Raw genomic sequence first — 21811 nt, 5'->3', positions numbered from 1 at the left:
TCCAAACCCTCATCTCCGCCGGTGAGGCCTGCTCTCCCGAGCTCATCCAGCGCTGGGGCTCCCGCCTCCGCCTCCTCAACGCCTACGGCCCCACCGAAGTCACCGTCTGCGCCTCCATCTCCGAGCCGCTTCTCCCGGGCCAGACTCCTTCCATCGGCAAGCCCTGGGACAACGTCCGCGTCTACGTCCTCGACTCCAATTTGCGTCCGCTGCCCGTCGGTATCCCTGGCCAGCTCTGCGTCGACAGCGTGGGCCTTGCTCGCGGCTACCTCTCCCAGCCCGCGCTCACCGCGGAGCGCTTCGTCCCCAACCCCTTCAGCTCCACTCCCGGCGCCCGCCTCTACCTCACCGGTGACAAGGCTCGCTGGCTGCCCAATGGCACCCTCGAATTCCTCGGTCGCATCGACGACCAGGTGAAGCTGCGTGGCTTCCGCATCGAGCTCGGTGAAGTCGAAGCCGCCCTCCTCCTCAACCCCTCCGTCCATCAGGCCGTCGCCACCGTCCGCACGGAGGCCATGGGCGACAAGCGCCTCGTCGCCTACGTCGTCGCCGACTCCGGCGACACCATCGACGTCCTCGCCCTGCGCGAGTCGCTGAAGCTGCGCCTGCCCGAGCACATGGTGCCGTCCGTCATCGCCGTGCTCGATGCGCTCCCCCTCACGCCCAACGGCAAGGTGGACCGCAACGCGCTGCCTTCGCCCGACGCGTCCCTCTCCACTCCAGTCCGCGAGTACATCGCGCCCAGGACCCGCGCCGAGGTCCAGATCGCCGCCCTCTGGGCCGAGCTGCTCCATGTCGAGCGCGTGGGTATCGACGACGACTTCTTCGAGCTGGGTGGCCACTCCCTGCTCGCCACGCAGTCGGTGTCTCGCCTCCAGGCCGCCTTCGGCGTGGACGTGCCGCTGAGGGAGCTGTTCGAGGCCCCCACGGTGGCGAAGCTGGCCACGCGACTCGAAGCGCTCGCTCAGGCGGGCGTGGGTGTGGCACGGGCGCCGGAGCTGGTGCCGGTGCCCCGCACGGGCGAGCTGCCGCTGTCCTTCGCGCAGCGCCGGCTGTGGTTCCTGGATCAGCTCGAGCCGGGCACCGCGCTCTACAACCTGCCCGCCGCCCTCCGGCTGGAAGGCCCGGTGGATGTCTCGGCCCTGGAGCAGTCCTTCGGCGCGCTGATGCGGCGTCACGAGGCCCTCCGGACCACGTTCCCCGCGAACGCCCACGGCAGCCCGAGGCAGGCCATCGCCGACGCGGTGGAGCTGAAGCTCGCGTGGGTGGACCTGTCCTCCCTGCCCAAGGAGCAGCGTGAGGACGAGGCGCGCCGGCTGTCGCTCGTGGAGGCGCAGCGACCCTTCGATCTGGCCCGAGGCCCGCTGCTGCGCGTGACGCTGCTCCATCTGGACGAGCGGCAGCATGTGCTGCTCTTGACGATGCACCACATCGTCTCCGACGGCTGGTCCACCGGGGTGTTGGTGCGCGAGGCCGCGGAGCTGTACGCCGCCCTCCGCGAGGGACGTCCCGCGTCCCTGCCGGAGCTGCGCGTGCAGTACGCCGACTTCTCCGTCTGGCAGCATCAGTGGCTGGAGGCCGGCGAGCTGGAGCGTCAGCTCACGTACTGGAAGACCCAGCTCGCGGGCTCGAATCATGTGCTCGCGCTGCCGACGGACCGCCCTGTTCCGGCGATGCAGACCCAGGCCGGTTCGACGTACCCCGTGCGCCTGTCCCCGGCGGTGTCGTCCGCGGTGACGACCTTCGGTCAGCGCATGGGCGCCACGCCGTTCATGGTGCTGCTCGCCGCGTTCGAGGCGCTGATGTACCGCGCCACGGGTCAGGACGACGTGCTCGTCGGCTCGCCGGTGGCCGGTCGCACCCATCCGGAGACCGAGGGCCTCATCGGCGTGTTCATCAACACGCTCGTCCTCCGTGGACGCATGTCCGGGGACATGACGTTCCGCGCGCTCGTCGAGCAGGCGCGTGAGACGGCGCTCGGCGCGCTCACGAACCAGGACGTCTCGTTCGATCAACTGGTGGAGGAGCTGCAGCCCGCACGCAGCCTGAGCCACTCGCCGCTGTTCCAGGTGATGTTCGCGCTGCAGAACACGCCCGTGCCCTCGCTGTCGGTGTCGGAGCTGAGCTTCGCTTCGGCGGACGTGGACGCGGGCATCGCGAAGTACTCCCTGTCCCTCGTCCTCCAGGAGACGCCGGACGGGATCATGGGCGGATTCGAGTACAACACCGACCTGTTCGACCTGGAGACCATCCAGGCCATGACGGGTCACTTCACGCGCCTGCTCGAAGCGGCGGTGACCACGCCGGACCTCACACTCGCCGCGCTGCCCCTGCTCTCCTCCGAGGAGCGGCACCGGCTGGTGGTGGAGTGGAACGACACCCGCTCCGACCATCCGCGCGACACGTCTGTCTTCGCGTGGTTCCAGTCGCGCGCGGCCCTGGCCCCCGAGGCCGTCGCCCTGGAGTGGAGCGACGGACAGCTCACGTATCGCGAGCTGGAGCGGAAGGCGCTCGCGCTGGCGGAGGTGCTGCGTCAGCGAGGCGTCGGGCCCGAGGTGCGCGTGGGACTGTTCGCGCGCCGCTCACCGGAGCTGGTCGCTGGCGTCCTCGGCATCCTCGCGTCGGGCGGCGTCTGGGTCCCGCTCGATCCTTCCTCGCCGTCCGAGCGACTGGCGATGATGCTCGACGACACCGCTCCCGCCGTCGTGCTGACGCAGCGCTCGCTGAGCGAGGCACTGCCCACGGGGACGACAGGGGTCCTGGTGCTCGAAGAGGTGTTGGCGTCCGAGCCGGTGGCGAGCAGCGCCTTCACGGCGCCGGTCGTGTCCTCCGAGAGCGCGGCGTACATCCTCTTCACGTCCGGCTCGACGGGACGCCCCAAGGGCGTGCTGGTGCCGCACCGCGCCCTGGCCCGACACACGGCCTGGTTCAGCACGAACCTGGGCCTGGGCCCGAGTGATTCCGTGCTCCAGAAGACGGCCCCGGGCTTCGACGCCGTGGTGCCGGAGCTCATCTCCACGCTGGTCAGCGGTGCGCGGCTGGTGCTGCCGCCCGCGGCGGCGGACCTGGACATGGACGCGCTGCTGACGGTGCTCGCGCACCGGCGGGTTACTGTGCTCCAGCTCGTCCCCTCGCAGCTCAGCCTCTTCATCGAGGCCGAGCGGCTGGAGCGCGCCTCCGGTCTGCGCGTGCTGGTGTCCGGTGGTGAGGCGCTGTCGGCGGAGCTGGCGCGGCGCCTGCGCGCGCAGTGGCCGGCGACGCGGCTGGCCAACTGCTACGGACCCACGGAGACGGCGGTCGACGCCACGTCCTGGACGGTGAGCGGCCCCATCCACGGAGCCACCGCGCCCATCGGCGGACCGATTGGCGACACGCAGGTGTACGTGCTGGATGCGCATGGGCAGGTGGTGCCCGTGGGTGTCACCGGTGAGCTGTTCATCGGCGGCGAGGGCGTGGCACGCGGCTACGTCGGCCAGCCGGCGATGACGGCCGAGCGCTTCGTCCCGGATGCCTTCTCCTCCGTGCCAGGCGCCCGGCTCTATCGCACGGGTGACCAGGCCCGCTGGCGTCACGACGGCGTGCTGGAGTTCCTCGGCCGCGCGGACGACCAGGTGAAGGTGCGCGGCTACCGCATCGAGCTGGCCGAAATCGAGTCCGCCCTGCTCGCGCACCCCGAGGTGCGTGAGGCCGTGGTGCTCGTCCGCGAGGACCGCCCTGGCGACAAGCGCCTGGTGGGCTACGTCGTGGGTGCGGCTTCGCTGGAGGCCCCCGCGCTGCGAGCGTTCATCGCCCAGCGTCTGCCCGAGTACATGGTCCCGTCCGCGCTGCGGATGATGGACGCGCTGCCCCTCACCGCGAACGGCAAGGTGGACCGCAGGGCCCTGCCCATGCCGGAGCAGTCGTGGCTCACGGATGACGCGTCCCAGGCCACGCCGGGCACGCCCACCGAGGAGCTGCTCGCCGGGCTGTTCGCCCAGGTGCTCGGAGTTCCGAGTGTCAGCACCACCGTCAGCTTCTTCGAGCTGGGCGGACATTCGCTGCTCGCCACGCAGCTCGTCTCGCGCGTGCGGTCGGCGTTCCAGGTCGAGCTGCCGCTGCGCGAGCTGTTCGAGTCGCCGACGGTCCACCTGCTGGCCCAGCGCATCGACGCCGCCCTGAGCGCGGGTGCGAAGCTCCAGAGGCCGCCGCTCACAGCCCTGCCGCGCGAGGGTGATGCGCCCCAGGCGTTCGTGCAGTCCTTCGCGCAGCAGCGCCTGTGGTTCCTGGACCAGTTGGAGCCGGGCAGCCCGTCGTACAACATGCCCATCGCGCTGCGGTTGGAAGGCGTGGTGGACACGAGCGCGCTGGAGCGAGCCTTCACCGAAGTGGTCCGTCGCCATGAGGTGCTGCGCACCACGTTCCGCGCGGGACCCAAGCAGCTCGTCCACGCGCCGATGCTCGTGTCGGTGCCCGTGGTGGAGCTGTCCGGACTCGACGAAGCGGAGCTCCAGCGGCGCGTGGATGAAGAGGCGCGTCGGCCCTTCAACCTCGCGCACGGCCCTCTGCTGCGCGTCACCCTGCTGCGGCTGGGTGAGCAGCGGCACGTGCTGCTGCTGACGATGCACCACATCATCTCGGACGGTTGGTCCGTGGATGTGCTCGTGCGTGAGACGGCCGCGCTCTACGCGGCGTTCTCCGCGGGCCAGCCGTCGCCGCTGCCCGAGCTGCCCATCCAGTACGCGGACTACGCCACCTGGCAGCGGACCTGGCTCCAGGGCGAAGCGCTCGACACGCAGATCTCCTGGTGGAGGGAGCACCTCGCTGGCGTGGCTCCGCTGCTGGAGCTGCCCACCGACTTCCCGCGTCCGGCGGTGCAGGGGTTCCGAGGCGCGAGCGTCTCGCGCATGTTGTCGCGTCAGCTCGTCGACTCACTCCACGCGCTGTGCCGTCGTGAGGGCACCACCCTGTTCATGGCCCTGATGGCGGGCCTCCAGGCCGTCCTGTCCCGCTACTCGGGCCAGGAGGACTTCGTCATCGGCACCGGTATCGCCAACCGGAACCAGGCGGAGACCGAGGGCCTCATCGGCTTCTTCATCAACCAGCTCGCCCTGCGCGCGCGGCTGGGCGGCAACCCGTCCTTCCGCGAGCTGCTCGGACGCGTGAGGAAGGACACGTTGGGCGCCTACGCGCACCAGGACCTGCCGTTCGAGGAGCTGGTCAAGGCGGTCAACCCCGAGCGAAGCCTCGCTCACGCGCCGCTCTTCCAGGTGGCGATGGTGTTCCAGAACCAGCCCGAGGCCGAGCTGAAGGTTCCGGGCCTCACGTTCCACCTCCAGCCGTCCAACACGGGCACGGCGCGGCTCGACCTCACCCTCGGCCTCCAGGAGACGGCGCAGGGCCTGGGTTGCAGCATCGAGTACCGCACCGACCTCTTCACGGCCGAGACTGTCGACAGGCTGCTGCTCCACCTCGGCGCGCTGCTCGAAAACGCGGCGGCTCGGCCCGAGGCTCCGCTCTCCACGCTGTCCCTGCTCTCGGAGGCCGAAGAGCGACAGGTCCTCGTGGAGTGGAACGACACGGCGCGGGACTTCCCTCGCGAGTCCACCGCGCACGCGCTCTTCGAAGCCCAGGCCGCGCGCACTCCGGACGCCACCGCACTGCGCTTCGAGGGCGACTCGCTGACCTACGCGCAGCTCGATGCTCGCGCCAACCGCCTCGCGAACCACCTGCGCTCGCTCGGCGTCAAGGCCGAGGTCCCCGTCGCGCTCTGCCTCGAACGCTCGTTGGACCTCGTCGTCTCCATCCTCGCCATCCTCAAGGCCGGTGGAGCCTGGGTCCCGCTCGATTCGTCGTACCCCGTCGAGCGCCTCTCCTTCATGCTCCGTGACTCCGCCGCTCCCGTGCTCGTCACGACGGCGAAGCTGGTGGAGACGCTGGGCCTGGAGGTCGCCAGCGTGGTCCGGTTGGATTCCGACGCGAGCCTCATCGCGGCGCAGCCCGAGTCCGCTCCGCTCTCCGGCACCTCCGCCGACAACCTCGCCTACGTCATCTACACCTCCGGCTCCACCGGCACTCCCAAGGGCACCCTCCTCCAGCACCGCGGCCTCTCCAACACCGCCCTCACCGCCGGCCGCGCCCACGGCTTCACGCCCTCGTCCCGCGTCCTCCAGTACGCCGCCTTCGGCTTCGACGCCTCTGTCGCCGAAATCTTCGGCGCCCTCCTCGCCGGCTCCACCCTCGTCCTCGCTCCTCGCGAGCGCCTCCTCCCGGGCGCTCCTCTCCGAGACTTGCTCCGCGACGAGTCCATCTCCGCCGTCACCCTCACTCCCTCCGTCCTCGCCCAGATGCGCCCCGAGGACCTCCCCTCTCTCCAAACCCTCATCTCCGCTGGTGAGGCCTGCTCTCCCGAGCTCATCCAGCGCTGGGGCTCCCGCCTCCGCCTCCTCAACGCCTACGGCCCCACCGAAGTCACCGTCTGCGCCTCCATCTCCGAGCCCCTCCTCCCAGGCCAGACTCCCTCCATCGGCAAGCCCTGGGACAACGTCCGCGTCTACGTCCTCGACTCCAATCTGCGCCCGCTGCCCGTCGGCATCCCCGGCCAGCTCTGCGTCGACAGCGTGGGCCTTGCTCGCGGCTACCTCTCCCAGCCCGCCCTCACCGCGGAGCGCTTCGTCCCCAACCCCTTCAGCTCCACTCCTGGCGCCCGCCTCTACCTCACCGGTGACAAGGCTCGCTGGCTGCCCAACGGCACCCTCGAGTTCCTCGGCCGCATCGACGACCAGGTGAAGCTGCGCGGATTCCGCATCGAGTTGGGCGAAGTCGAAGCAGCTCTCCTGCTCAACTCCGCCGTCCGCGAAGCGGTCGCTTCCGTCCGCACCGAGTCCTCTGGTGACAAGCGCCTCGTCGCCTACGTCGTCGCCGACGGGCTCGACGTCGTCGCCCTCCGCGAGTCGCTGAAGCTGCGCCTGCCCGAGCACATGGTGCCGTCCGCCATCGCCGTGCTCGATGCGCTCCCCCTCACACCCAACGGCAAGGTGGACCGCAACGCCCTGCCTTCGCCCGACGCGTCCCTCTCCGCGCCGGCCCGCGAGTACGTCGCGCCCAGGACCCACGTCGAAGTCCAGCTCGCCACCCTCTGGGCCGAGCTGCTCCATGTCGAGCGCATCGGCATGCACGATGACTTCTTCGAGCTGGGTGGCCACTCCCTGCTCGCCACGCAGGTCGTGTCGCGTGTCCGCGCGGCCTTCGGCGTGGAGCTCGCGCTGAGAGACTTGTTCGTGAAGCCCACGGTCGAAGCGCTCGCACAGCGCATCGACGCGGCCATCCTCGCGGGCGAAAGCGTCCAGCTCCCGCCGCTGCTCCCCGTGCCTCGCGACAGCGGCGCGATGCCGTTGTCCTTCGCGCAGCAGCGCCTCTGGTTCCTCGATCGCTTCCAGCCGGACAGCGCCTTCTACAACATCCCCTCCGCGCTCCGGCTCGACACCGCCGTGGATGTCGATGCGCTCACGCGGGCGCTCCAGGAGCTGGTGCGTCGCCACGAGGCGCTGCGCACCAGCTTCCACACCCGCGAGGACGGCGAGCCTTTCCAGCTCATCCACGCGCGAGTGGAGCTGTCCGTCCCCGTGGTGGACCTGAGTCACCTCCCGGAGTCCGAGCGCGAGGCCAAGGCCCTGGAGCTCGCCTCCGCCGAGGCGCAGAAGCCGTTCGACCTGACCCACGTCCCCCTGCTGCGCACCACGCTGCTCCGGCTCTCCGCGGAGCAGCACGTGTTGCTCGTCACGGTGCACCACATCGTCTCGGACGGCTGGTCCAGCGGCATCCTCACCCGCGAAGTCGGCGCGCTTTACACCGCCTTCCGCCAGGGCCTGCCCTCGCCGCTGACGCCGCTGACCCTCCAGTACGCGGACTACGCCGCCTGGCAGCGAGGCTGGCTGCGTGACGACGCGCTCGCCGCGCAGGTGAGCTGGTGGCGCAAGCACCTCGACGGCGTGCCTCACGCGCTGGAGTTGCCCACGGACCGGCCCCGGCCTCCCGTGCAGACCTCGCACGGCGCCAGCCTGCCGGTGAAGCTCGGCACCGAGCTGACGGCGGCGCTCCATGCGCTGTGCAAGCAGGAGGGCGTCACGCCCTTCATGGCCTTGCTGTCCGCCCTCCACATCCTCATGGCCCGCTACTCCGGCCAGGACGACATCGTGGTCGGCTCGCCCATCGCCAACCGCCGACAGTCCGAGCTGGAGAACATCGTCGGCTTCTTCGTCAACACGCTGGCCCTGCGCGCACGCCTCACGCCGGGGCTGACGTTCCGCACGCTGCTCGCCCAGGTGAAGGAGAACACGCTCGGCGCCTACGCCCACCAGGACGTGCCCTTCGAGAAGCTGGTGGAGGAGATGAAGCTGGAGCGCGACCTGAGCCGGTCGCCGCTGTTCCAGGTCATGCTCGCCCTCCAGAACACGCCGCGCCAGGACACGGCCCGGAGCGCTCGCGACGCCAACGCGCTGCACTCGATGGACGTCGACAGCGGAACCTCCAAGTACGACCTGTCCCTGCTGCTGGGGGATGGCGGAGATGAAATCGAGGGCCTGCTCGAGTTCAACACCGACCTGTTCGACACGAGCACGGCGCGGAGGATGGGCACGCACTGGGTGCGGCTGCTCCAGTCCGCCGTCGCCAACCCGGACCAGTCGCCCTGGAAGCTGTCGCTCCTGAGCCCCGAGGAGGAGCGCCAGCTCCTCGTCGAGTGGAACGACACGTCCCGCAACGCGCACTCGGCCACGACGATGCACGGCCCCGTGGAGGCGCAGGTCTCCCGCACGCCCGACGCCATCGCCATCACCGACGGCCAGCGCGCGCTCACCTACGCGGAGCTGGACGGTCGCGCCAACCAGCTCGCGCACCACCTGGTCGAGCACGGCGTGCCCGCGGGAAGCGCCGTGGGCATCTGCGTGGACAAGAGTCTGGACATGGCCATCGCCGTCCTGGCGACGCTCAAGGTCGGCGCCTTCTACGTGGCGTTGGACCCCACGTATCCAGCGGACCGCCTCGCGTTCATGCTGGAGGACACCGCCGCGCCGGTCATCCTCACGCAGTCACACCTGAGCGGAAGCCTGCCCGCGGACAGCCGCGCGCGTCGCATCCAGTTGGACACCGAGGCCGCCGCCGTGGCCCGCCAGCCCACGCGCTCCCTGGGACGCGACGTGTCGCCCGAGGCGAACGCGTACGTCATCTACACGTCCGGCAGCACGGGCATCCCCAAGGGCATCGTCATGCCCCACCGGGCCCTGAGCTTCATGCTGGCGTGGCAGATTCGTCAGTCGCCTCGCCCGCTCGCCACGACGCTCCAGTTCGCCTCGCTCAACTTCGACGTCTCCATCCAGGAGCTGTTCGCCTCGTGGTGGGTCGGTGCGAAGGTGGTGCTGCCCACGGACACGCTGCGGCGCGACATCCCCGCGCTGCTCGACTTCATGGACCGGCACGGCGTGGAGCGGTTGTTCCTGCCCTTCGTCGCGCTCCAGGCCATGGCGGACTCCGTCTCGCACGGCGCCACGCTGCCGCGCGCGCTGAACGAGGTCATCACCGCCGGTGAGCAACTCCAGGTGAACGCCACGCTGGTGTCGTTCTTCGAGAAGCTGCCGGGCTGCACGCTGGAGAACCAGTACGGCCCCTCCGAGGCCCACGTCGTCTCCGCGTACCGCATGCGCGGCGCCCCGGCCTCGTGGCCGCGCCTGCCTCCCGTCGGCAGCCCGCTGGGCCACACGCAGCTCTTCGTGCTCGATGCGCTCGGCCAGCCCGTCCCCATCGGCGTGGCCGGCGAGGTCTTCGTCGGCGGCAGCCATCTGGCCCACGGCTACCTGGCCCGGCCCGCGCTCACCGCCGCCGCGTTCGTGCCGAACCCGTTCAGCGGCATTCCGGGTGACCGCCTCTACCGCACCGGCGACTCCGCGCGCTGGACGGCGGACGGCAACCTGGAGTTCCTCGGCCGCATCGACTTCCAGGTGAAGGTGCGAGGCTTCCGCGTCGAGCTGGGCGAGGTCGAATCCGTCCTCCGCGCGGCCCCGGGTGTGAGAGACGCCGCCGCCGCCGTGCGCGAGGATGTTCCGGGCGACAAGCGTCTGGTCGCCTACGTCGTCCCCGTCTCCCCGGATGAGGCTCCCGCTTCCGCCACGACGGCGGAGACCCTCCGCGCCTTCATGCTCAAGCGCGTGCCCGAGTACATGGTGCCCTCGGCGTTCCTCACGCTGGAGGCGCTGCCCCTGACGCCCAGTGGCAAGCTGGCCCGCAAGCTCCTGCCCGCGCCCGACGCGGAGAGCCTGCGCGGCGACACCGCGTTCACCGCGCCTCGCACGCCCGTGGAGGAGAAGCTGGCGGAGCTGTTCTCGACGGTGCTGAAGCTCGGCCGCGTCAGCGTCACCGACAACTTCTTCGAGATGGGCGGCCACTCGCTGCTGGCCACGCAGGTGACGTCGCGCATCCGCTCCGCCTTCTCGGTGGAGCTGCCGGTGAGAGACCTCTTCGAGGCCCCCACCGTCGCCGCGCTGGCCCAGCGGATTGAAACCGCCCTGCGCACCGGCGCGACGACGGCCGCTCCGCCCATCGAGCGCGCGCCGCGCGACGGCAAGCTGCCCCTGTCGTTCTCGCAGCAGCGCGTGTGGTTCCTGGACCAGCTCGAGCCCGGCAGCCCCGCGTTCAACATCCCGTCTTCGATGGTGCTCTCCGGCGAGCTGGACGTGGAGGTGCTGCGTCGCACGCTGGAGGCCGTCGTGCACCGTCACGAGGCCCTGCGCACCACGTTCCGCGCCGAGGCCGACGGCCCCGTGCAGGTCATCCACCCGCCTTCCCCGCTCGAGATGCCCGTCACGGACCTGCGGCACCTCGCGCCCGAGCAGCGGGAGCTGGAAGCCCGACGTCGCGCGGGCGAGCACTCGATGCGCTCGTTCGACCTGAGCACCGGGCCGCTGCTGCGCGCCGAGGTGCTGGTGCTGGAGGACCGGGAGCACCTGCTGCTCATCAACGTCCACCACATCGTCTCCGACGGCTGGTCCATCAGCGTGGTCGTCCGCGAGATGGCGCTCCTGTACGGCGACTTCCAGGCCGGCCGCGCGCCGAGCCTCCCCGAGCTGCCGCTCCAGTACGCGGACTTCTCATCCTGGCAGCGCAAGTGGCTGGATGGCGCGGAGCTGGACCGCCAGCTCGCCTGGTGGCAGCGCCAGTTGGACGGGGCTCCTCAGGACCTGGAGCTGCCCACCGACAGACCGCGCACGCACCTGTCACGGCCTCGCGGCGGCATGGTGCCCCTCGTCATTCCGACCGAGCTGGCGCAGGCCATCGAGACCTTCTGCAACCGTGAAGGCATCACCCCGTTCATGTTCTTCCTGGCGGCGTTCCAGCTCGTGCTGTCGCGCTACTCCGGTCAGGACGACATCTCCGTCGGCTCACCGGTGGCCGGACGCAACCGCGCGGAGCTGGAGGGCCTGGTCGGCTTCTTCCTCAACACGCTGGTCCTCCGCACGCGCCTGGATGGCGACCCGACGGTGCGCGAGCTGATGGCCCGCGTGCGCGAGACCTCGCTCGGCGCCTACTCGCACCAGCACCTGCCCTTCGAGCAGCTCCAGCCCCTGCGGGACCTCCAGCAGTCGCCGCTGTTCCGCGTGATGTTCATCCTCCAGAACACGCCGGAGGCGGCGGCCTCGCTGCCGGGCCTGACGATGCGCCAGGGCCCCGACGAGGGCCACGTCGCCAAGTTCGACATCACGCTCTCCATGGGCCGCACCTCCGCCGGCTTCATGGGTGAGTTCGACTACCAGGCGGACCTCTACGACGCGTCCACCATCGAGCGGATGACCCGGCACTTCCGGGCGCTCGTGGAGCTGCTCGTCGCCGCGCCCGAGCGTCGCCTCTCCTCGCTCACGCTGATGTCCGGCGAGGAGCGGCAGCGGCAGCTCGTGACGTGGAACGACACCCGCGCGGACTTCCCCGAGGCCTGCGTGCACACGCTCTTCGAGGCCCAGGTCCGCCGCGCCCCCGACGCGCTGGCGGCCTCCTTCGAGGGCACCCAGCTCACCTACGCCCAGTTGGACGCGCGGGCCAACCAGTTCGCCCACGTGCTGCGCCGTCACGGCGTCGGACCCGAGGTCCGCGTCGCGCTCAGCGTGGAGCGCTCACTGGATGTCGTGGTGGGCCTGCTCGGCATCCTCAAGGCCGGTGGCGCCTGGGTGCCCGTGGATCCGCTGCTGCCGCGCGAGCGTCTGGCCTTCCTGCTCGACGACAGCGGCGCCGCGCTGCTGCTCACGCAGTCCCCGCTCGTGGACCGCTTCCCCGAGCCGCACCGCGCCCGCGCCCTGTGCCTCGACACCGCGCACGAGGCCCTGTCGAGCGAGAGCACCGAGGCGCCCTTCACCGGCGTCACGCCTGGAAACCTCGCCTACCTGCTCTACACCTCTGGCAGCACGGGTCAGCCCAAGGGCACGGCCGTCGAGCACCGGAGCGTGGCCAACCTCGTCACCCACGAGGCCCCGGCCTACGGCATCGGCCCTGGCGAGCGCGTGCTCCAGTTCGCCAACCTCTCCTTCGACCTGTCGGTGGAGGAGATCTTCACCACGCTGAACTCGGGCGCCACGCTGGTGCTCGCGCCGCTGGAGAAGGTGATGCCGGGCGCGCCGCTGCAGACGCTGCTGCGCGAGCAGGCGCTCACCGTCATCAGCCTCACGCCCGCCGCCCTGGCCGCCACGCCCGCCGAGGAGCTGCCCGCGCTGAAGACGGTCATCTCCGGCGGCGAGGCGCTGCCCTCGGACGTCGTCGCGCGGTGGGCCCCGGGTCGCCGCTTCCTCAACACCTACGGCCCCACGGAGGCCACCGTCGTGGCCACGCTCGCGCGGGTCGTCGCCGACGACACCCGGCTGCCCTCCATCGGCCGGCCCCTGGCGAACGTGCGCGCCTACGTGCTCGACGCGCGCGGCGAGCCGGTGCCCGTGGGCGTCAAGGGCGAGCTGTACCTGGGCGGCGTCGGCGTGGCCCGAGGCTACGCGGGCAGGCCCGCGCTCACCGCCGAGCGCTTCCTCCCGGACATGTACTCCGGAGTCCCGGGCGCACGGCTGTACCGCACGGGTGACGTGGTGCGCTTCCGCGACGACGGCACGCTGGAGTTCGTCGGCCGCGTGGACGCACAGGTGAAGGTGCGTGGCTTCCGCATCGAGCTGGGAGAAGTCGAGGCCGCGCTGGCCCGGCACCCGGCGGTGCGCGAGGCCGTCGTGGTGGCCCGCGAGGATGGCCCTGGCGGCAAGCGCCTCATCGCCTACGCCGTGGCACGCGAGGGTGTGCCCACCGATGGCGCCACGTTGCGCGGGGCGCTGAAGGACGCGCTGCCCGAGTACATGGTGCCCACGGTGGTGATGATGCTGGAGGCACTGCCGCTGACCTCGAACGGCAAGGTGGACCGCAAGGCCCTGCCCGCGCCGGACATGAGCAACGTCAGCGGGCGGCCCGACTTCGTGGGGCCTCGCACGCCCACCGAGGCGCGGCTGGCGACCATCTGGTGCGCGGTGCTCGAAGTGGAGCGCGTGGGCATCCACGACAACTTCTTCGAGCTGGGCGGACACTCGCTGATGGCGACGCAGGCCATCAGCCGGATGCGCGCGGTGTTCGGCGTGGAGCTGCCGCTTCGCGACTTGTTCGACACGCCAGACCTGGCGGCGCTGGCGCAGCGCGTGGACCTGGCGGTGCAGCAGGGCCAGGGCCTGGAGATTCCGCCGCTCGTCCCCGTGCCGCGCACGGGCGAGCAGCCGGTGTCCTTCGCTCAGCAGCGCCTGTGGTTCCTCGACCAGCTCGAGCCGAACAGCGCCTTCTACAACATCCCCGCCACCGTGCGGCTGGAGGGCGCGCTGAACGTGGATGCGATGGGCCGGGCCGTCAACGAGCTGCTCCGTCGGCACGAGTCCCTGCGCACGTCCATCCTGAGCAACAACGGCCAGCCCATCCAGGTCATCCATCCGCACGAGCCGGCGCCCATCAACATGCTGGACTTGAGCGCGCTGGAGCCCGAGGCCCGCGAGGCCGAGGCCCTCCGCGCCGCCACCGAGGAGACACAGCGTCCGTTCAACCTGACGGACCGCTCGCTGTTGCGCGTCCGCCTGCTGAAGCTCGGCGCCGAGGACCATGTGCTGCTGATGTCCATGCACCACATCGTGTCGGACGGCTGGTCCATGGGCCTGCTCATCAACGAGCTGGCCTCCGCATACACGGCCTTCTCCAAGGGACTCCCGATCACGCTGCCGGAGCTGCCGCTCCAGTACGCGGACTACTCCGCCTGGCAGAGGAGCTGGCTCAAGGGCGACGTGCTCGACAGGCAGGTGGCCTGGTGGCGCAAGCACCTGCAGGGCGCGCCCCCAGCACTGGAGCTGCCCACGGACTTCGCCCGTCCGGCCGTCAGCAGCTTCAAGGGCGACATGGTGGGCTTCACCATGCCGCGCGCGCTCCAGGACGCGGTCCAGACACTGGCGCGCCGCGAAGGCGCCACGACGTTCATGGTGCTGCTCGCCGCCTTCCAGACGATGCTGTCGCGCTACTCCGGTCAGGACGACATCAGCATCGGCTCGCCCATCGCCGGCCGTCGCCACTCCGACTTGGAGAAGCTCATCGGCTTCTTCGCCAACACGCTCGTGCTGCGCACGCAGCTCTCCGAGCACCAGACGTTCCGCGAGCTGCTCGGGCGCGTGCGTGAGGCGACGCTGGATGCGTACGCGCACCAGGACGTGCCGTTCGAGAAGCTGGTGGAGGAGCTGCAGCCCGAGCGCAGCCTGAACCGCACGCCGCTGTTCCAGGTCCTGTTCGTCCTCCAGAACGTCTACAAGGAGACCTACGAGACGTCGGACCTGCGCATGTCGCCGGTGGAGGCCACCAGCGGCACGGCCAAGTTCGACCTGACGCTCTCCGTGTTCGAGTCGTCGCACGGCCTCACCGGCTACCTGGAGTACGCCTCCGACCTCTTCTCCCGCCAGACGGCGGAGCGGATGGTGGGTGCGCTCCAGCGCCTGCTGGAAGGCGCCGTCGCCCAGCCGGACCAGACGTTGGGCCGGCTGCCGCTGCTGTCCGACGGCGAGCGTCAGCAGGTCGTCGAAGGCTTCAACTCCGCGGTGGACCCGACCTACGTGCCGGGGTTGATGCACCGCTGGGTCGAGGCCCAGGTCGCGCGCACGCCCGAGCGCGTGGCCGTCACGGATGGAGTCCAGTCGCTCACGTACGCGCAGCTCGACGCTCGCGCCAACCAGCTCGCGCATCACCTCTTGGCGCTCGGCGTGCCCGTGAATGGCACGGTGGGCCTGTGCCTGGAGCGCGCGAGCCTGGACATGCCCGTCGCCGTCCTGGCCACGCTCAAGGTCGGCGCCGCGTTCCTCCCGTTGGACCCGAGCTACCCGGCGGACCGCCTGGCGCTGATGCTGGAGGACACGGGTGCGCCCGTCATCCTCGCGCACTCGGCGCTGGTCTCCGCGCTGCCTCCCGGTCTGACGGCGCGGGTCATCCGGCTGGAGGAGGAGACGGCCGTCGCCTCGCGGCCCACGCACTCGCCCGACGTGGACATGTCGCCGGAGACGAACTGCTACTTCGTCTACACCTCCGGCAGCACGGGCCGTCCCAAGGGCATCGTCATGTCCCACCGCGCGGTGGGCAACATGCTCTGGTGGTTGATGAAGCGCGCGGTGAAGCCGGACGCGACGACGCTCCAGTTCGCCTCGCTCAACTTCGACGTGTCCTTCCAGGAGCTCTTCGGCACCTGGTGCCTGGGCGGCAAGGTGCTGCTCATCAACGGCTCGCTGCGGCAGGACCCGCCCGCCATGCTGCGCTACATGCGCGAGCACCGCGTGGAGCGGCTGTTCCTGCCCTTCGTCGCCCTCCAGGCCATGTGCGACGCGGCGCTCACGGAGAAGGAGCTCCCGCCGCTGGGTGAAATCGTCACCGCCGGCGAGCAGCTCCAGGTGACGCCCGCGCTGCTGGCGCTCTTCGACCGGCTGCCGGAATGCACGCTGGAGAACCAGTACGGCCCGTCGGAGGCCCACGTCGTCACGGCGTGGCGCGCCCCCGCGGACCGCAAGCGCTGGCCGGCGCTGCCCCCCGTGGGCTCGCCGCTGGCCAACATGCAAATCTACGTGTTGGACCCGCACGGCGAGCCCTGCCCCATCGGCGTCGCGGGCGAGGTCTACGTGGGCGGCGCCAACGTGGCCCACGGCTACCATGGCCGCCCGGACCTCACGTCGGACCGGTTCCTGCCGAACTTCATGGGCGGCGCGGCCGGCTCACGGCTGTACCGCACGGGCGACAAGGCCCGGTGGCTCGTGGACGGCAACCTGGAGTTCCTCGGCCGCCTGGACAGCCAGGTGAAGCTGCGGGGCTTCCGCATCGAACTGGGCGAAGTGGAGGTGGCCCTGCGCGCGCTGCCCCAGGTGCGCGACGCGGTGGCCATCGTCCGCGAGGACGTCGCGGGAGACCGCCGCCTCGTCGGCTACGTGGTGCTGCCGGCCGACGCGCCGTGGAGCACCGAGGAGGCCCGCCAGGTCCTCCGCGAGAAGGTGCCCGAGTACATGGTGCCGTCCATCTTCGTGCGGCTGGAGGCGCTGCCGCTGATGCCCACCGGCAAGGTGGCGCGCGGCGCGCTGCCCGCTCCGGACGAGGAGAGCCTGCGTGGCACCGCGCCGTTCTCCGCGCCTCGCACGCCGCTGGAGGAGCTGCTGGCCGGTGCCTTCGCGGAGGTGCTGCGCACGCCTCGGGTGAGCATCACCGACAACTTCTTCTCGCTCGGTGGCCACTCGCTGCTGGCCACGCAGGTCGTCTCCCGCGTCCGGGTCGCCCTGGGCGTGGAGCTGCCGCTGCGCGCCCTCTTCGAGGCTCCCACCGTCGAGTCGCTCGCCCTGCTGCTCCAGCGCGCCCAGGAGGCGATGAAGGCCCAGGACGCCCGCCCCAAGGCGGCCCGTCCCTCCACGCCCACCTGGTCGCCGCTCGTCACGCTGCGCCCGGGCACCGATGCCGGCCGCGTGCTCCACGTCATCCATGGCATGGATGGACGGGTGGACGACTACGCCGAGCTGGCGACCCACGCCCCCGAGGGCTGGGGCATCGTCGGCATCCAGGCCCGTGGCCTGGAGGAAGGCCGCGCCCCGCTGGAGTCCGTGGAGGCCATGGCGACGCTCTACGTGGAGGCCTTGCGTGCCTCCGCGCCGAAGGGGCCGTACCGGCTGGCGGGCCCGGGCATGGGCGCGCTGGTGGCCTGGGAGATGGCGCAGCAGCTCCAGCGCGAGGGCCACGAGGCAAAGCTGCTCCTCATCGAGCCGCTCCCCGCGGAGCCGGATGCCAGCACGGCCGCCACCACGGCGGGTGCCCAGGGCGCGCTGTTCGCCAGGCACCTGGCGGCCCAGGCGGGAGTCGCGGCGCCAGCGCTGCCCTCGGCACTCACCTCCAGCAAGGACGCGGAGCCGCTGCTCGCGCACCTGCACGCCGATGGCGCGAAGACGGGCCTGTTGCCGGAGGCGATGTCGCTGGCGGAGCTGAGGGTGCGCTTCAAGGTCTTCGCCAGCCACCTGCGCGCCGCGCGGCGCTACCTGCCAGAGCCCACCGAGGGCGCCGTGCGGCTGCTGCTCGCGACGGACGCTCCGGAGCGCGACGAGGACGCGCGCGACGGGGGCTGGGGCGAGCTGGCCGAGGGCGGCCTGGAGGTCCATGAGACCCCCGGAGACGCCGTCTCCGTGCTGCGCGCACCGCACGTCGCGGGGTGGTTGAAGCGGTTGCTCGACCTGGAAGGTCGGGAATGATGACGGGCCACCTTCACGACGGGGCTGGTGGCCCCTCGCGCACCAATACGCACGGTCGCGGGACAGTCGGCCTGTCGGAGCAGTGTCCCAGCGAAGGGGCCAGTAGGCATCCGCCTACTTTTGGCGGTATTGACCCCTTTTCCTGGGATGTGAACAAGATGCGGTCAATTTCAGGAGTCACTCACATGGCGGACGAGCGCGAGGACACGACGATCTACAAGGTCGTCGTCAACCACGAGGAGCAGTATTCCATCTGGCCGGCGGACCGGGAGAATGCGCCGGGCTGGAAGGATGCGGGCAAGCAGGGCCTGAAGGCCGAGTGCCTCGAGCACATCAAGCAGGTGTGGACGGACATGCGTCCGCTCAGCCTGCGCAAGAAGATGGAAGAGCAGGCGCTGAAGAACTGATGTGACGAGCGCCCCGCCCGACGGACCCTGGGGAATTCACTTAGGGTCCGAGGGCGGGGTCAGACGTCGTCATCAGAGGTCCGGCGGCGGACGAACCCCCAGATGGCAGGCGCGCAACGCCAGCTGGGTGCGGTTCTCGGCCCCAAGCTTCCGGTAGAGCTGGGTGACGTGCGACTTGACGGTGCGCTCGGCGATCTGCAGGTGCGCGGCGATCTTCAAGTTGTCCGCGCCACCCGCGACATATGCCAGCACCTCGCGCTCCCGCTGCGTGAGCGCCAGGAGCACGCTCGCGGTGGGCGACGTGACAGGCGGATGCTCGAAGTCATTGCGCAACAGCTGCACCGGGAAGAGCCGCTCACCTCGCACCAGCGAGTTGATGGCCGAGGACACGGCGGACGTGCCGAGCCCCTTCCGGAAGAGGTAGCCCGAGGCCCCCTCGTCGAAGCACTGGGAGATGACCTCCGGCGCACTCACGGCGGAGAGGAGCAACATGCGCACCTCCAGCCGACGCTTGCGTGCCTCGCGCAACAGGTTGATGCCTTCGGTCACCGAGCAGCCCACGGCCGCTTCGCTGTCTCCTTCCACATCCATCACCGCCACTTGAGGCGGATCGGTTCCCAGCCCATCGAGAAAGAGTCGCACGTCCCTGGTCACCGAGGTGACCGCGACACCCTCGCCGCGAAGACCATCGGCGAGGCTTTCCCACGCCGCCCATGGTCCTTCGAGAATGGATACACGAATCGCTGATTGATTAGTTGCCATGCGAAGGCCCCCCAGCCGCCATGGCGAAACAACTTGGACTGCAGTGTTGACTGCTTCCGACCTCCGGACAGCTCAGGCCAGCGGGAAGAGGCTTCCAGGTCGTGCGTGCACGTCCGCTGAACCACTCCGGGGTCGGTCCATCGATGTAAGACCCGACTCCAGGACTGCTTTCAAATACCTACGACTCGCGGCGTCCTTCCGGGCTCCACCTCCGCTGGAGCCAGCTCCAGGTTCAACGCCACGAATACCCTAACACCGGGAAAGCGCAGAGGCGAAGGCGCCCTTGGCGAGAGTGTCAAGTGTGCGCGAATCCGATTGGATTCAGCCACCGCGTCCGTTGGTTCGTCATCGCTGTCGCGTCCATGACAGCCATTTCCGTCCAGCACCCGATACCCGCCGTCCCCCCTCGCGGGTCCGGCTGTCCACCAAGCGACACCCGCTGGGACCTGATTAGCCAGACAATCCGGCCCCAACAGGTAGGAGATGGTACGGCGGGCGGCGTGTATGCTGGGTGGCGGACATGAGTACCGCATCGAGCCCGCACCTCGCAGTGGCCACGCCGGAGCGCGTGGCGCTCTCCCTCCCCGTGGCTGGCATCGGCTACCGGTGTCTGGCGTGGCTGGTGGACGCTGGCCTGCTCTTCTTCTTCTGGGTGGTGGCGTACTTCGTCTTCACGCTGCTGGTGTCGGACGTGCTGGGCGTCTTCCAGGGGCTGTCGGGCCTGGGCCAGACGCTGCTGGTGGTGGGCATCTTCGCCACGCAGTGGCTGTACTGGACGCTGGGCGAGGTCTTCTTCCATGGGCAGACACCGGGCAAGCGCGCGCTGCGCATCCGCGTGGTGCGCTTGGATGGCTCACCGGTGGGCCTCTACGAGAGCGCGGTGCGCAACCTGTGCCGCGCGGTGGACTTCCTGCCGGGGGTGTACGCCGCCGGCTGCATCAGCATGCTGCTGACGTCCAGGCACCAGCGTCTGGGAGACCTGCTGGCGGGGACGGTGCTGGTGCGCGAGGAGCGCATCGACCTGGACAAGTACACCGCGCGGACACCCGAGTCGGGTGTGCTCGGGCCGAAGGCCACGCGGGCGCTGACGCCGGACGAGGTGGAGCTGGTGCTGGCCTTCCTCTCGCGCGCGCCGGGCCTGGAGGCGGACATCCGACGGAAGATGGGGACGCGGCTGGTGGACAAGCTGGGCGGGCTGGCGGACGAGGAGCGGACCCACGTCCTCGCGTCGGCCGAGTCCACCGAGGCGTTCCTGCGGGCCCACGTCCAGGTGGAGCGCTGAGATGGCCGTCGCCCTGCCGGCCTTCGTCGCCAGTCACCGCGCGAACTGGGACTCCCTGGAGGCGCTGCTCACGCGTCAGCGCGAGGGCACCCTGTCGCTCGCGGAGCTGCGCGCGCTGGACACGCTGTACCGCCGCGCCGCCTCGGACCTGGCGCATGCCCAGACGTTCTATCCGGGCACCGACGCGCACCGCTTCCTCAACCAGCTCTGCGCGCGAGCCTACGCCGCCATCTACCAGCCCCCGCGCGAGCGCTGGGCCTCGGTGAAGGCCTTCTTCCGCCGCGAATTCCCCCAGACGCTGCGCCGGGAGCTGCGCTACGTGGGAGCCAGCGCCGCGCTGTTCATCCTGGGCCTGCTCCTGGGCGCGCTGGTGGTGCTGTGGGAGCCCCGGGGCGCGGAGCTGCTCGTGCCCGCCGGCGTCCGCCAGTACGTCTCCCAGGGCCGCATGTGGACGGATGACATCCTGTCGGTGGCCCCGCCCAACTCGGTGTCGTCGGGCATCGCCACCAACAACCTCACCGTCACCATCCTCACCTTCGCCATGGGCCTGTTCTACGGGCTGGGCACGGTGTTCATCCTGGTGAACAACGGGGTGCAGATTGGCGCCATCGCCGCGCTGTGCGCTCGCGAAGGGATGCTGGGGGGCCTGCTGGACTTCATCTCCGCGCACGGGCTGGTGGAGCTGTCCGTCATCGTCATCGCCGGTGGGGCCGGGCTGATGGTGGGACAGTCGCTCATCGACCCGGGGGAGCTGCCCCGGGGACAGGCGCTGGCCCTGCGCGGGCGGGAGGCGGTGAAGCTGGTGCTGGGGTGCGCGCCCTTCCTCGCCCTCATCGGCGTGGTGGAGGGCTACGTGTCCCCGGGCGACTTGTTCCCCACCTGGGCCAAGGCCGCGCTGGGCCTGGCCCTGGGGGGCCTGTTCTGGGGCTACCTGCTGCGGGCAGGCAGCGCGGTGGCGGAGACGGCGCCGGAGGTCAGCGCCTCCTGACGCTTGCGCTGCTGGTGCCGGAGGATGCGCTCGTAGGCCACGTTCAGCTCGCGCATCTGCTCCGCGGAGCCGCCCCGGTCCGGGTGCCGCTCCAGCGCCAGCGTGTGGTAGCGCGCGCGGACCTTCTCCGGAGAGTCCAGCGGCGACACGCCCAGGAGCTGGTACGGGTCCTGGTCCTCGATGGCGGACAGCCAGCGCTCCAGCCGGTCCTTCACCTCGATGTGACGCTCATCCTGGGCACCGGTGTCCTTCACCGGGTGGGTGCGCACCTTCGCGTCCGCCTTGAGCACGTCCGTGTAGGTGCTGGAGACCCAACGGTGGCAGCCGGAACACCGGTAGTAGCGAACCCGGTTCCCCATCTGAAGGGTCATCCGGATGCCGCAGTGGGTGCACTCCACCTCTACGTTTTCCAGAGTCTGCCAGCTCGAAACCGCCGCGTTCATCAGCCCTTGCTCCCGTCAGCAACACGCCTGTAGCAGCGGCAAACTCCCATGTCGGGAGATCGCGTCAAGAAAATCTCCGCCAGCCCGGGCCCGGCTGCGCCAGACGCCCGGCTTTCGGGGTAGAACGCGGCCCATGAGCCCCCTGCTCGTCGCCGGAC

At 70.5% G+C, this 21811-nt stretch carries 6 protein-coding genes; 4 read left to right on the top strand and 2 right to left on the bottom strand.

The window, feature by feature from the left end:
* The first annotated feature begins 11 nt into the window (after positions 1-11).
* Together HUW62_RS33665 and HUW62_RS33660 are read left to right on the top strand one after the other, a co-directional pair.
* Positions 12-17771, top strand: coding sequence for a non-ribosomal peptide synthase/polyketide synthase (locus HUW62_RS33665; protein ID WP_368670533.1), 17760 nt, complete (start codon positions 12-14; stop codon positions 17769-17771).
* Between the two features lie 185 nt (positions 17772-17956).
* Positions 17957-18178 carry an MbtH family protein gene (locus HUW62_RS33660; protein WP_141648541.1) on the top strand — a complete coding sequence of 74 codons (222 nt, stop codon included), beginning with the start codon at positions 17957-17959 and terminating at the stop codon, positions 18176-18178.
* A 72-nt stretch (positions 18179-18250) separates the two neighbouring features.
* On the opposite strand, the gene HUW62_RS33655 is transcribed toward HUW62_RS33660, so the two are convergent.
* Positions 18251-18940, bottom strand: coding sequence for a response regulator transcription factor (locus HUW62_RS33655; RefSeq protein ID WP_163870672.1), 690 nt, complete (start codon positions 18938-18940; stop codon positions 18251-18253).
* Positions 18941-19460: 520 nt separating this feature from the next.
* On the opposite strand from HUW62_RS33655, the gene HUW62_RS33650 reads away from it, so the two are divergent.
* Positions 19461-20222, top strand: coding sequence for an RDD family protein (locus HUW62_RS33650; protein WP_176436747.1), 762 nt, complete (start codon positions 19461-19463; stop codon positions 20220-20222).
* A gap of 1 nt (position 20223) precedes the next feature.
* On the top strand, positions 20224-21210 hold the full coding sequence (locus HUW62_RS33645) for a stage II sporulation protein M (RefSeq protein ID WP_176436746.1): 987 nt from the start codon (positions 20224-20226) through the stop codon (positions 21208-21210).
* On the opposite strand, the gene HUW62_RS33640 is transcribed toward HUW62_RS33645, so the two are convergent.
* Positions 21150-21653 carry a J domain-containing protein gene (locus tag HUW62_RS33640; RefSeq protein ID WP_163870669.1) on the bottom strand — a complete coding sequence of 168 codons (504 nt, stop codon included), beginning with the start codon at positions 21651-21653 and terminating at the stop codon, positions 21150-21152. The two genes, HUW62_RS33645 and HUW62_RS33640, sit on opposite strands and share 61 nt — an antisense overlap.
* Between the last annotated feature and the right edge of the window lie 158 nt (positions 21654-21811).

Source organism: Myxococcus sp. AM011, from assembly GCF_013372595.1.
GTDB classification, from domain to species: Bacteria; Myxococcota; Myxococcia; order Myxococcales; family Myxococcaceae; genus Myxococcus; species Myxococcus eversor.
The sequence above is the reverse complement of the archived record's forward strand: the minus strand, read 5'-3'. Positions and strand labels throughout refer to the sequence as shown.

What these genes read in the sequence shown, in the direction of transcription:
- HUW62_RS33660 (WP_141648541.1), top strand. Translation starts at nt 17,957, where the DNA reads ATGGCGGACGAGCGCGAGGACACGACGATCTACAAGGTCGTCGTCAAC.
- HUW62_RS33655 (WP_163870672.1), bottom strand. Translation starts at nt 18,940, where the DNA reads ATGGCAACTAATCAATCAGCGATTCGTGTATCCATTCTCGAAGGACCA.
- HUW62_RS33650 (WP_176436747.1), top strand. Translation starts at nt 19,461, where the DNA reads ATGAGTACCGCATCGAGCCCGCACCTCGCAGTGGCCACGCCGGAGCGC.
- HUW62_RS33645 (WP_176436746.1), top strand. Translation starts at nt 20,224, where the DNA reads ATGGCCGTCGCCCTGCCGGCCTTCGTCGCCAGTCACCGCGCGAACTGG.
- HUW62_RS33640 (WP_163870669.1), bottom strand. Translation starts at nt 21,653, where the DNA reads ATGAACGCGGCGGTTTCGAGCTGGCAGACTCTGGAAAACGTAGAGGTG.